Annotated in this window: 7 protein-coding genes and 2 tRNA genes; 5 read left to right on the forward strand and 4 right to left on the reverse strand. The window is 72.9% G+C overall.

The genetic code is table 11. The annotated features are described in order from the left end of the window. Positions 1-26 precede the first annotated feature (26 nt). The 3 genes from ABZ565_RS19960 to ABZ565_RS19970 all read left to right on the forward strand — a co-directional run bounded on the left by ABZ565_RS19960 (position 27) and on the right by ABZ565_RS19970 (position 3,763). Entirely contained in the window at positions 27-1,424 is a 1,398-nt protein-coding gene (locus ABZ565_RS19960; protein WP_361028238.1) for an FAD-binding oxidoreductase, read from the forward strand. A 74-nt stretch (positions 1,425-1,498) separates the two neighbouring features. After that, complete coding sequence (gene sigJ / locus ABZ565_RS19965; RefSeq protein WP_361028241.1) at positions 1,499-2,443, forward strand: RNA polymerase sigma factor SigJ; 945 nt, start codon at positions 1,499-1,501, stop codon at positions 2,441-2,443. Positions 2,444-2,557: 114 nt separating this feature from the next. Continuing rightward, complete coding sequence (locus ABZ565_RS19970) at positions 2,558-3,763, forward strand: FAD-dependent oxidoreductase (protein WP_361028244.1); 1,206 nt, start codon at positions 2,558-2,560, stop codon at positions 3,761-3,763. 120 nt (positions 3,764-3,883) lie between these two features. Here the strand turns inward: ABZ565_RS19970 and ABZ565_RS19975 are convergent, their stop codons facing one another. From ABZ565_RS19975 to ABZ565_RS19985, 3 genes are all read right to left on the reverse strand, one after another. Beyond that, positions 3,884-4,651 carry an antibiotic biosynthesis monooxygenase gene (locus ABZ565_RS19975; RefSeq protein ID WP_361028247.1) on the reverse strand — a complete coding sequence of 256 codons (768 nt, stop codon included), beginning with the start codon at positions 4,649-4,651 and terminating at the stop codon, positions 3,884-3,886. A 222-nt stretch (positions 4,652-4,873) separates the two neighbouring features. After that, positions 4,874-4,946, reverse strand: a tRNA-Arg gene (locus tag ABZ565_RS19980). A gap of 172 nt (positions 4,947-5,118) precedes the next feature. Next, positions 5,119-5,209 (reverse strand) — tRNA-Ser (locus ABZ565_RS19985). 199 nt (positions 5,210-5,408) lie between these two features. On the opposite strand from ABZ565_RS19985, the gene ABZ565_RS19990 reads away from it, so the two are divergent. After that, entirely contained in the window at positions 5,409-5,867 is a 459-nt protein-coding gene (locus tag ABZ565_RS19990) for an SSI family serine proteinase inhibitor (protein ID WP_361028250.1), read from the forward strand. Positions 5,868-6,078: 211 nt separating this feature from the next. Then, a complete protein-coding gene (locus ABZ565_RS19995; protein ID WP_361028253.1) occupies positions 6,079-10,551 on the forward strand; it encodes a PAS domain-containing protein in 4,473 nt (1,490 codons plus the stop codon). 75 nt (positions 10,552-10,626) lie between these two features. On the opposite strand, the gene ABZ565_RS20000 is transcribed toward ABZ565_RS19995, so the two are convergent. Beyond that, positions 10,627-12,276, reverse strand: coding sequence for a long-chain fatty acid--CoA ligase (locus ABZ565_RS20000; RefSeq protein ID WP_361028256.1), 1,650 nt, complete (start codon positions 12,274-12,276; stop codon positions 10,627-10,629). Between the last annotated feature and the right edge of the window lie 66 nt (positions 12,277-12,342).

A 12,342-nucleotide genomic window follows, 5' to 3' on the forward strand; every position in this document is an offset into this window, starting at 1 on the left:
TCTGCATCCCTCCGAGGTGTTCCCCCATGACCAGCATCGACAACACTGCCCTCGACAGCCTGCGTACGACTCTCCGAGGAACAGTCACCACTCCGGCGGACGCGGACTACGACGAGAGTCGCAGCCTGTACAACGCCATGATCGACCGGCGCCCCGCCGCCATCGCCCGGTGCACCGACGCGGCGGACGTACGGGCCACGCTCGCCTTCGCCCAGGACGCCGGACTCGAACTGGCCGTCCGTGGCGGCGGACACAGCGGCCCCGGCCTGTGCCTGGTCGAGGACGGGCTGACCCTCGATCTGTCGCCGATGCGCTCGGTGCGCGTCGACCCCGAAGCGCGGACGGCACAGGTGGGCGGAGGCGGTCTGCTCGGCGATCTCGACCACGCCACGCACACGTTCGGCCTGGGCGTACCGGCCGGAATCATGTCGACCACCGGCGTGGGCGGCCTCACGCTGGGCGGCGGCCACGGCTATCTGACCCGCGCGTACGGCCTCACGATCGACAGCCTGGTGTCCGCGGACGTCGTCTTGGCCGACGGCAGCTTCGTGACCGCCTCCGAGACGGACCACCCCGATCTGTTCTGGGCGCTGCGGGGCGGCGGCGGCAACTTCGGCGTTGTCACCTCGTTCACCTACCGGCTGCATCCGGTGGACACGGTGGGCGCCGGAGTGACCGTGTGGCCGGTCGAGCGCACGGGCGAAGTACTGCGCTGGTATCGCGACTTCCTGCCCGCGGCGCCGGAGGATCTGTACGGGTTCTTCGCCCTCCTGACCGTTCCGCCGGCTCCTCCGTTCCCGGCGGAGATCCATGGCCGGAAGATGTGCGCCGTGATCTGGTGCAGCACCGGTGACCTCACGGACGACCGGCTGGAGGAGACCCTCTCGGTGGTCGGCGATCCGGCACCACCGGCCTTCCACTTCACCAGCCCCATGCCCTACCCCGCGCTCCAGTCGATGTTCGACGACCTGATCCCCAAGGGACTCCAGTGGTACTGGCGCGGCGACTTCTTCGACTCGATCTCCGACGCGGCGGTCGAGGTGCACGAGAAGTACGGCCGCGCTCTTCCCACCGGCCTGTCGACCATGCACCTGTATCCGGTGGACGGTGCGGCCCACCGGGTCGCCTCCGACGCGACGCCATGGGCCTACCGGGACGCCGAGTGGTCCGGCGTCATCGCGGGTGTCGACCCCGACCCCGCCAACGCGGAACCGATCCGTCAGTGGTGCGTCGACTACTGGACCGAACTGCACCCCCACTCCATGGGCGGTGCCTACGTCAACTTCCTCGGCGAGGCCGAGGAACCGGACCGGGTCCGCTCCACCTACCGCACCACGTACGAGCGCCTGGCAGCCGCCAAGCGCACCTACGACCCGGACAACTTCTTCCGCGCCAACCAGAACATCGCGCCGGCCACCATGTGACACCCCGCGCGTGGCGGCCCCGCCCGGCGGCACCGTTCCCCGGCGCTCTCACACCCGGCCGCTACGATCCTGGCATGACCCCGACCATGCAGGACGTGGACCGGTTCGAGGCGGCCAGGCCCCGGCTGGAGGCCATCGCCTACCGCCTCCTGGGCTCGGCGAGCGAGGCCGAGGACGCCGTGCAGGACACCTACCTGCGCTGGCAGGCCACCGACACCGGGCGGATCGAGGTCCCCGAGGCGTGGCTGACGAAGGTCCTCACCAACCTCTGCCTCAACCAGCTCACCTCCGCCCGCGCCCGCCGCGAGACGTACGTGGGCGCCTGGCTGCCCGAGCCGCTGCTCACCGGGGACCCCATGCTCGGCCCCGCCGACACGGTGGAACAGCGCGAGTCGGTCTCGTACGCCGTGCTCACGCTCATGGAGCGGCTGACACCGGGCGAGCGGGCCGTTTACGTGCTGCGCGAGGCGTTCGGCTATCCGCACCGGGAGATCGCGGAGATCCTGGACCTGAGCGAATCCGCCGTGCAGCAGGTGTACCACCGGGCGAAGAAGCACATCGCCGACGGCCGGACGCGCACCGAGGTGGACGAGGCCGCCGCCCGCCGGGTCATCGAGGAGTTCCTGCTCGCCGCCGCCGGCGGCCGTACCGAACCGCTCGTGGAGCTGCTGACCGCCGACGCGATCTCCATCGGCGACGGCGGCGGGAAGGTGCCCGCCCGTGCCAAGGCGTTCGAGGGCGCGAAGGCCGTCGCGACGTTCATGCGCGGCCTGCTCAAGCCGGGCAAGGCGAAGACCGCGTTCACCGGCGGCTCCGTCGAACTGCACATGACACACGCCAACGGTTCCACCGCCGTTCTGGCGGTCGTCGGCGAACGGATCATCGGCGTCATGTGTGTAGAAGTCACTCCGGAGGGAATCGCCTCGTTCCGCAACCAGGTCAACCCGGACAAACTGGAACGCGCGACCCGGCAGTGGGCCGCCATGGAACACGGAAAGCCGCTGCTCACGGCCTTCTGAGTACGTAGTGACGCGGGTCACATCACTCTCCTGTCAGGAAAGCGCGGGCTACCCGGTTCAAGGGGCGAGAAACCACCCCGCAGGGGCGAACCCGCGCGAGACAGGAGCAGGCACATGCAGCAGCACCGCATCATCGTCCTCGGAGCCGGATACGCCGGAGCCATCGCGGCGGGCCGCGTCGCCAGGCGGCTGCGCCGCGAGGACGTCACCGTCACCCTCGTCAACGCGGAGCCCGACTTCGTGGAGCGCGTCCGCATGCACCAGCTCGCGGCGGGCCAGGACCTCAAGCTCCGCCCCTTCACCGAGATGTTCGCCGGGACCGGCGTGGAGCTGAAAGTCGGCCGCGTCACCGCCGTGGACGTCGACCGCAAGGCCGTCACCGTCGAGAGCGCGGACGGCGAGGAGGAGTTGGCGTACGACTCCCTCGTCTACGCCCTCGGCAGCGCCTGGAACACTCAGGGCGTCCCCGGGACCGCCGAGCACGCCCACGAGATCGCGAGCCGCCCGGGCGCGCTCCGGCTGCGCGACCGGCTGGCCGCCCTCGCGCCCGGCCAGTCCGTGCTGATCGTCGGCGGCGGCCTGACCGGCCTTGAGGCGGCGACCGAGTTCGCCGAGGCCCGCCCGGACCTCGACATCGCCCTCGCCGCGCGCGGCGGGCTCGGCGACTGGCTCTCGCCCGCCGGCCGCCGCCACGTCCGCAAGGTCGTCGACCGGCTCGGGATCACCGTCCACGAGCACACCGCCGTCGCGGAAGTCGGCGCCGGTTACGTCACCACGGCCAAGGGCACCTCGTTCCCGGCGGCGGTCACCGTCTGGACGACCGGCTTCGCGGTCCACCCGCTGGCGGCGGCCACCGCCCTGGAGACCTCCGAGACCGGCCAGATCGTGGTCGATGCGACCATGCGCTCGGTCTCGCACCCCGATGTGTACGCGATCGGGGACGCGGCCCTCGTCGCCGGCCCCGGCGGCAAGCCGCTGCGGATGTCCTGCGCCTCGGGCGTCCCCACCGCCTGGCAGGCGGCCGACGCCCTCGCGGCCCGCCTCACCGGCACCAAGATCCCGTCCACCCCGCTGCGCTACTTCAACCAGTGCGTCTCGCTGGGCCGCAAGGACGGCCTCATCCAGTACGTCACCGCCGACGACCGCGCGGTCAAGGCGGCGCTGAAGGGCCGGATCGCCGCCGTCTACAAGGAGCTGATCTGCAAGGGCGCCGCCTGGGGCGTGGCGAACCCGACGACCGGCATCCCGGTCCGCCGCCGGCCGGTCACGGTCGCGCAGCAGCCCGGAACGGCCTCCCGGGTGGCGGCCGCGGAGCGGTGAGGTGCGGGAGCGGGCGGCTCCCCCTCGGGCCCTCCGCGCATCGCACTGCGCGACCCTCTGGCCGAAGTCAGCCGGGGGCCCGAGGGCCCGGGGTCTGTTGCCGAAGCCGCCCCTCCGGACTCAGACCAACCCGTCCCATCCCCACCGAGGGGTCGGCCCGGGGTTCCCGAGGTCGGTGCCGACGGGATCGGCGGAGACGTCTCGGGCGATCCGGGTCCCCCGGTCGAAGTACTCGATGACGCGCCGCCGGAGCAGTTCATCGTCCGGCAGCTCCTTGGCGACGGCCTCGCTCATCAGCTCCATCCAGCGCACCCGCTGTTCCTCGGTGATGGCCATGCCCAGGTGGGACTTCAGGAGCGCCTGGTGCCCGCCGAGATCATCCGTGTACCGGGTGGCGCCCCCGAAGACCTCGTCGAGCCAGACGGCGACATGCTCGATATGCGTACGGCTGAAGACGGCGAACACGGGCGCCAGCAGCGGATCGCTCAGCACCCCGTCATAGAACGCGTTGCTCAGCCGCCGGAGCCCTTCGATCCCCCCGACGGCCTCCGCCAGCGTTTCCGCCCGCACCGCGTCGCCCCTTCCCCCGGAGACGACGGCGGTCCGCTCGTAGTGCTTCATCTCCTCGATGTCCCCGATGAAAGGCCGCACGGACGCCAGGAAGGACGGAAACCACGGGCCCCCCCGGAACCCCTGCTCATGGCCCTCCAGGGAGGTCCACTCGATCCGCAGGATGTACCGCTCCGGCTCCTCCACCCCGTGGCCCAGCTCGTACGCCAGGCACTCCGGCGCCCTGTCCAGCTCCCCGGCAGCCCTGGCACAGGCCCCCTCGAAGGCAACCCGCCGCTCCGGCTCCGCAATGCGATACCGGATGTACTCGATGACCACGAAATCCCCCAGCCACGTCAGCGAAGGATCCAGTCTCCGTCGCGCCGCCGACGACCCGGAGGGCTTCCCCCGAAAGGTAACTCCGCAACCAGTGAGGCGAGTTGGAGTACTGGGGCCACTCACCGGAGCCAGAAGTCCGAGCCGGCTGCCAAGCGGCCGGGGTTCCGCACCCGCAAACGCCGAAGGCCCTCAGGATTTCTCCTGAGGGCCTTCGGGCTGCTGTGCACTCGGCAGGATTCGAACCTGCAACCTTCTGATCCGTAGTCAGATGCTCTATCCGTTAAGCTACGAGTGCTTGTGCTTCCGGGGTTTTTTCTGCCCCGTCGGCGTTGCGAGAACAACATTACATGACCTGCGCCGGGACGCGAAATCCATTAGCCGCACCCGGCCTGAGCTGGGCAAACGCCGGGAGCCTGGCCGGGAACGGCCGAAGCCCCGGTCCTGGGGACCGGGGCTTCGGTGTGGAGCGGAGGCGGAGGGATTTGAACCCTCGATGGGGGGTAAGCCCCAAACCGCATTAGCAGTGCGGCGCCATAGACCGGACTAGGCGACGCCTCCATCCGCAACGCCCGCGCGAGCGCGAGTGGTGCGTGCAGATGATGACACAGCTGCACGCCGCGCCACCAATCGCGGCCTACGGTACTAGGCGGTCGACCGCGAGGGCAAAGCGGTTGCCGTGCGCAACGCCGGGGCGGGTGGCGCGTTAGGCAGGGCGGGGGCGCCGCCCCCGCAGGTTCTTCCGCCACAGGAGTCCGCCATGATGCGCCGTCTCGCCCTGACCGCAGTCGCGTCCCTCGCCGCACTGTCCGCCGCCGCGCCCGCCGCCACCGCCGCGTCCGGGCCCTTCCCGCTGCCGCTCTCCCTGCCGCTCCTCCAGGACGACGGCGACGGAACGCGGCTCACCGTGGTCGTCGCCGGGTCTGGGAACCCGGAGGCCGACGGCCGGTACGAGCTGGAGTGCGGGCCGGCCGGTGGGAGCCACCCGGTCGCGGCGCAGGCGTGCGAGCGGCTGGATCAGCTGGAGGGGGAGGGCGCGGACCCGTTCGCGCCGGTTCCCCGGGACGCGATGTGTACGCAGCAGTACGGCGGGGAATCCACCGCCCGGGTCACCGGCACCTGGCACGGCCGTCACGTCGACGCCTCGTTCAGGCGTACCAATGGGTGCGAGATCGCCCGGTGGAACGGTCTGCGGCCGGTCCTGCCGAACGTGCGGTGAGCGGGCCCGAGGCCCGCCGGCGGGTCGCCGCGGGGCGCGCTGCGAGTCGGAGCCGTACAACGTACGCACCAAACCTTGGTGAGAGCTCCCCCTCATCCGCAGCCCCACGCCCCTCCCCTGCCTTTAGACTCCTTCAGTGACAGCCTGAGGCCCGAGGGGCAAGATGGGGCCGCTGTCGGCAAGGTGCAGTAATCAGGGAGGAAGCGTCGTCGTGAGCAGCAGGCCATCCCGAGGCGCTGCTCGCCTCGCAGCCATACTCGACGCCCTTCCGGACGGGCTCCTGCTCGTCAACTGCAACGGTACGGTCGTCAACGCCAACACCATCGCCCTCGAAATGTTCGAGTCGCCGGGCACCGCGCTCGTCGGCCGCGGACTGCTCGATCTGCTGCCGGAGTTCGACTCCAAGCTGATCCCGGGGTCGATGCGCCGGCCAGAGGCTGCGGACGAGCGAGGCCGTACCAAGCCCACGCGCATGGTCGCGCGCCGTACCGACGGCCACGAGTACCCCGTCGAGGTGACCAGCGCCAGCCTGGAGGACGGGCAGGCGGCGTACAAGGACGTCCAGGGCTCTTACGGGGGCAGCTACACCGGTGACGAGCTGCTGATGCTGGTCGTGCGCGACCTGTCCGGCACCGTCGACACCGAGGCCGAGCTGGCCCGCTCGCAGCGCCAGACCGAGATGATCCTGCGCGCCGCGGCCGAGGGCGTCGTCGGGACGGACACGGACGGCCGGGTCGTCCTGGTCAACCCCGCCGCCGCGCAGATCCTCGGCTTCCGGGCCAGCGATCTCGGCGGCCAGGAGCTGCACCCGCTGATCCTGCACTCACGCGCGGAGGGCGAGCCCTTCCCGTACGAGGAGTCCCCACTCGCCGACACGCTGAAGTCGGGACGCAAACATCGGGTGCGCGGACAGGTTCTGTGGTCCAAGAGCGGGGAACAGGTGCCGGTCGACCTGACCACCGCGCCCGTCCGCGACGGCGACCAGCTCGTCGGCGCCGTGATGACGTTCACCGACCGCCGGCCCTACGAGGAGCTGGACAAGCGGCGCAAGGACGAGATCGCCGAGCTGACCGCGAGCCACACCACCGCGGTCAGTGAGCTCACCGAGCGGCACACCGCCGAGCTCGCCGCCCTCAAGGAGGCCCACGCCTCCGAGCTGGCCGACCGCACCGAGCGTTACGCCTCCGGGCTGGAGGAGCAGGCGGAGCGGCTGGCCGACCTCACCGCCCGGCACACCCAGCTCACCGCCGTGCTCGGCGAGTCGCTGCGCGGCCCCCTGGAGGAGCTGCGCGGCGAGCTCTCCACGCTCGCCGCCGACCCCGCCGGCCAGCTGTGGCCGGAGGCGAACCAGATCCTGCACCACCTGGCCGCGGGCTACGCGCGCATGACGACGCTCATCGACAACGTGCTCGGCTACCAGCGCCTCGACGCCGGCGCCGAGGCGCTGGTCAAGACGCGGGTGCTGCTCGACGGCGTCGTCACCGCCGGAATCGACGCCTCGGTCGAGCTGATCGGTCCCGGCCGCGCCCAGTTCGCGGTGCACGCCCCGCCGATCGAGGCCGAGGTCGACGCCGGACGTCTGGTGACCGCCCTCGCCCACCTCGTCGCGGACGTCGCCGGCGTCGACTCGACCGGCAAGGCCCGTCTCGTGCCCGGTGGCGGTTACGTCGACTCGACCGTCGTGGTCGCCGCCGCCCAGCGCGGTGACGTCGTACGCATCGAGGTGCGCGGACCGTTCGCCGGGGGAGACCCCGTGCACGTACCCATCGTGAGCGGCATCGTCCGCGCGCACGGCGGTGTGCTCCAGACGCACGAGATGCCGGGCATGAGCGGCAGTGCGTACGTGCTCGAGGTGCCGATCGGCGCGGGTGCGGGGACGGTGACGACGCCGGAGGTGGAGGCAGCTCCCCCGGTGGCGCCCGAGCCCCTTCCCCTCGGGGAGACCGGTCATGCGGGCCCTGCGCCGGTGGCGCCGGTGGTGTCGGACGCGCCCGAGGCGGGTAGGGGCCGGCGCCGTGCGCGGCGTTCCTCCACCGACGCCTTCCTGGACAGCCCCATGGGCGGCTCCGACGGCAGCGGCGAGTTGGAGGCGGCCCCCGGGGACACCGGCGCGGCCGCCCCGACCGGGCGGCGGCGTGCGCGCCGTGCCGCCCCCGCCGCCGAGGTGGCGGGCCCCAACGAGCTGATCCCCGCCCAGCAGGCCGAGGGCTCCGGACGCCGTCGTGGGCGGCCCAGCCCCGCCGAGACGGGCGCGCAGGCGGCTCAGCCCGTCCCGGGTCAGGCTCTCGCGCTGCCTGCGGCCGCTCCGTCGGAGGGGTCCGTGGTGACCGCCGCGGAGGGTGCGCAGGGTGGCCGGCCGCAGCGCGGGCACACGGTGCCCCCGCAGGGCGTTCCGGCCGGGGCGCAGGTCCCGGTCGCGGTCGGCGGGCACCGGGGGAGCCCGGGGGACGAGGGCCGCCTAGCCCTTCCCCCCGTCGTGAACGCCGTCGAGTCCACGGCCCCCGCGGCCTTCTCGAACCTCGATGACGCCGCCCGACCGGCTCCCGGCCCGGTGGCCCCCTCGCCTTCGCCGGGGCTGCCCGCGCCCGCACCGCAGCCGACCGGGCGGCGCCGCCGCGCCCTGGCGGCCGCCCAGGAACGGGCCGCCGCCGCCGAGGCCGGACCGCGCGTCCCCTTCGCCCTCCCGCCCGCCGACGCGGACCGGGTGGACCCGGGTGCCGGGGGGCCGGACGGGTCCTTGGGCGCGGGGGTCGCGGGTGCGGCCGGGGTGCCGGGGGGCGCGGGGGGAGCATCGGCTCCTGTCGGTACGCATGAGGGCGGCGCGTCCGGTTCGTACGACTTCGGCGCGGGTACGCGCGAGGCCCCCGACTCCGGTTCGTACGACCTCGGCGCGGGTACGCGCGAGGCCGGGCCCGCTGCGTACCAGCCCGGGGCCGGGCTGAACCGCACGCCGGGCGCCGTCCCCGGAGCCCCCACCGTCCCCGCGCAGACCGGCGCCCCGGCGAGTGCCCCGGCCGACGCGCCGGCCGACGCGCCGGAGCACGCTCCCGTGCCGCCGCAGGCCCAGTCCGCCCCCAGCGGTCGGCGCCGCGCCCGCCACGGGGACACGGGCCCGCAGGAGGTGCAGCCCGCACCGTTCGCGCTGCCCGCCCCGGCCGCACCGCCGGCCCCCGCCGCACCGTCCGCGCAGACCGCGCCGCCCGGCCCGCCCGCCGAAACCGCGCCGCCCGCCCCCGCCGACCCCAGGCTCGGCACCCCCGGCACCCCCTTCGCGCCCGCCGCCCAGCCGGAGCAGCCCGCCTCGGGCGCCGACCGGCCCACGCCGCCCGCGCACCCCGGCGGCTGGGGAGACGACGACGCCTCCGGGCAGGGGCCCGCCGCACCCGTCGCCGCGCCGGAAACGCAGAGCACCGGACGTACGACCCACACCACCGGGACGGCCGCCCCCGCCGGTCCCCCGGCCCGCCCCCGTACGCTGGCGCCCGCGCCCGACGCTCGGCGGCAGCCGCTGCCCGCCGAGGCGCCGATGCCGGGGGCGCCGGACTCGACGCAGGGGCGCGCGTTCAGCGTGCGCACACTGGGCCAGGGCGTGCCGTTCGCCCAGCACATCGCCCACCAGCAGAACCAGACCCTGGGCGGCGGCAGCAGCGTCGGCCGGCGCCGCAAACTGGCCGCACCGCCGGAGCCCCAGCCCGGACAGGACGAGCGCCCCGCGCCGCCCACCCCGGCCCCCGCGCCCCCGCAGCCCGGGCCAGCGGCGCCCGCCGCCACACCCCCCGCCCCCACCGTGCACGGGCAGGGGTCGGGGCAGCTGCTCTCCGCGCCCGCGGCCGAAGGGCGCGCGTACGCCATCGGCGCGCCCGACGAGGACGCGGCCGAGGGACCGGAGCCGCTGGACGGCCCCGGTGGCGCGGTCGAGGTCGCCAACCGCCCGTCCCCGCAGCCCGTTGACGACGAGCTGCCCCCCGAGCCGCTCGACAACCCGCGCCGGCTGCTCGTCTGGCCCGCGCCCGACGTCTCCACGCAGCAGGCGCTCAGCGACCGCGGTTACCGGCCGGTGATCGTGCACTCGCGCGAGGAGGTGGACGCGCAGATCGCGGCCTTCCCCGCCGCGCTCTTCGTAGACCCGTTGACCGGGCCCATCACCCGAAAGGCGCTCCAGTCCCTGCGGCAGGCGGCCGTCGCCGCCGAGGTGCCCGTACTGGTGACCGCCGGCCTGGGGCAGGCGTCACGGGAGGCGGCGTACGGTGCCGACCCTGCCGTGCTCCTGAAGGCGCTCGCGCCGCGCGACAGCGAACAGCACCCGCCGCGCGTCCTGCTGATCGAGGAGCACCAGGACATCGCCGCCGCGCTGACGGAGACGCTGGAACGGCGGGGCATGCAGGTCGCCTGCGCCGCGACGGACAGCGAGGCCGTCGCGCTGGCGACCCGGATGCGGCCGAACCTGGTGGTGATGGACCTGATGCAGGTACGCCGCCGCCGGGCCGGGATCGTGGACTGGCTGCGCGCCAACGGCCAGCTGAACCGCACCCCGCTGGTCGTGTACACCTCGGCCGACATCGACCAGGCGGAACTGCCGCGCCTCGGCTCGGGCGAGACCGTGCTGTTCCTCGCGGAGCGCTCCACGAGCGACGAGGTGCAGTCCCGCATCGTCGACCTGCTCGCGAAGATCGGCACGAACTGACCGGCGTACAGAGGCATATGACGAGGGCGGTACGGGAAGGCACCCGTACCGCCCTCGTCCTTTCCGCACAGAGCCTCAGAGCTGCGTGATGTCCAGCTCGCCCTGCGCGTACTGCTTGCGGATGACCTTCTTGTCGAACTTGCCGACGCTCGTCTTCGGCACGGCCGGAATGACCGACCACCGCTCCGGCAGCTGCCACTTCGCGATGCCGGACTCGGCGAGGAACGCCCGCAGCGCCTCGTAGTCGGCGGTGGCGCCCTCCTTGAGGACGACCGTGGCGAGCGGACGCTCACCCCACTTCTCGTCCGGGACGGCCACGACCGCGGCCTCCGCGACGTCCGGGTGGGCCATCAGCGCGTTCTCCAGCTCGACGCTGGAGATCCACTCGCCACCGGACTTGATGACGTCCTTCGCCCGGTCGGTCAGCGTGAGGAAGCCGTCCTCGCTGATCACTCCGACGTCACCGGTCTTCAGCCAGCCGTCCTCGCTGAACTTGTCCGCGGGCCGCAACGCCTCGCCGTCCGCGCCGCCGTAGTAGGCACCGGCGATCCAGGCGCCGCGCACCTCCAGCTCACCGGCCGACTCGCCGTCCCACGGCAGCTGCTCGCCGGCCGGGCCGACCAGGCGCGCCTCGACGCCGGCCGGGAAGCGGCCCTGGGTGACGCGGTAGGGCCACTCCTCCTCCGGGGTCAGTCCGGCTGGCGGGTTGGCCATCGTGCCGAGCGGCGAGGTCTCCGTCATGCCCCAGGCGTGACAGAGGCGGACGCCCAGCTTGTCGTACGCCTCCATGAGGGAGGGCGGGCAGGCGGCGCCGCCGATCGTGACGTTGGCCATGGAGGTGAGGTCGCGCGGGTTGGCGGTGACCTCGGCGAGCAGGCCCTGCCAGATGGTGGGCACCGCGGCAGCGTGCGTCGGGCGCTCGCGCTCGATCATGTCGGCGAGCGGGGCGGGCTGGAGGAAACGGTCCGGCATCAGCATGTTGACGCCGGACATGAACGTCGCGTGCGGCAGTCCCCAAGCGTTTACGTGAAACTGCGGGACTACGACAAGGGTGGTGTCCTTGTCGGTCAGGCCCATCGACTCGGACATGTTGACCTGCATGGAGTGCAGGTAGATCGAACGGTGCGAGTAGACGACGCCCTTCGGGTCCCCCGTCGTGCCGGAGGTGTAGCACATCGCGGCGGCCTGGCGCTCGTCCAGCTCCGGCCAGTCGAAGCTGGTGGGACGGCCGGCGAGCAGCTCCTCGTAATCGTGCACGCGCACCGTCGCGCCGTCCAGGACGGAACGGTCGCCGGGACCCGAGACGATCAGGTGTTCCACCGACGTCAGCTGGGAAAGCAGCGGCGCGATGAGCGGCAGCAGGGAGCCGTTGACGATGACGGCCTTGTCGTCGGCGTGCTCGACGACCCAGACCAGCTGCTCGGCGGGGAGGCGGAGGTTCAGCGTGTGGAGAACGGCACCCATGGACGGGATGGCGAGGTACGCCTCCACGTGCTCCGCGTTGTTCCACATGAGCGTCGCGACACGCTGGTCGGCGTCGATGCCGAGCTCGTCGCGCAGGGCGTTGGCGAGCTGGGTGGCGCGACGGCCGATCTCCGCGAAGCTCCGCCGGTGCGGCTCCGGCTCTCCAGTCCAGGTCGTGACCTGCGACTTCCCGTGAATCGTCATCCCATGCGTCAGGATGCGGGTGACAGTCAGCGGTACGTCCTGCATGGTGCTGAGCACGGCGTCCTCCCGGTGGGCGCTACGCGGCAGTAGGGTTCCGCTGATTCTGCGCACATACCGCTTGGT

It is taken from the genome of Streptomyces sp. NPDC016469, assembly GCF_040632905.1.
In the GTDB taxonomy this organism is placed as follows: Bacteria; Actinomycetota; Actinomycetes; order Streptomycetales; family Streptomycetaceae; genus Streptomyces.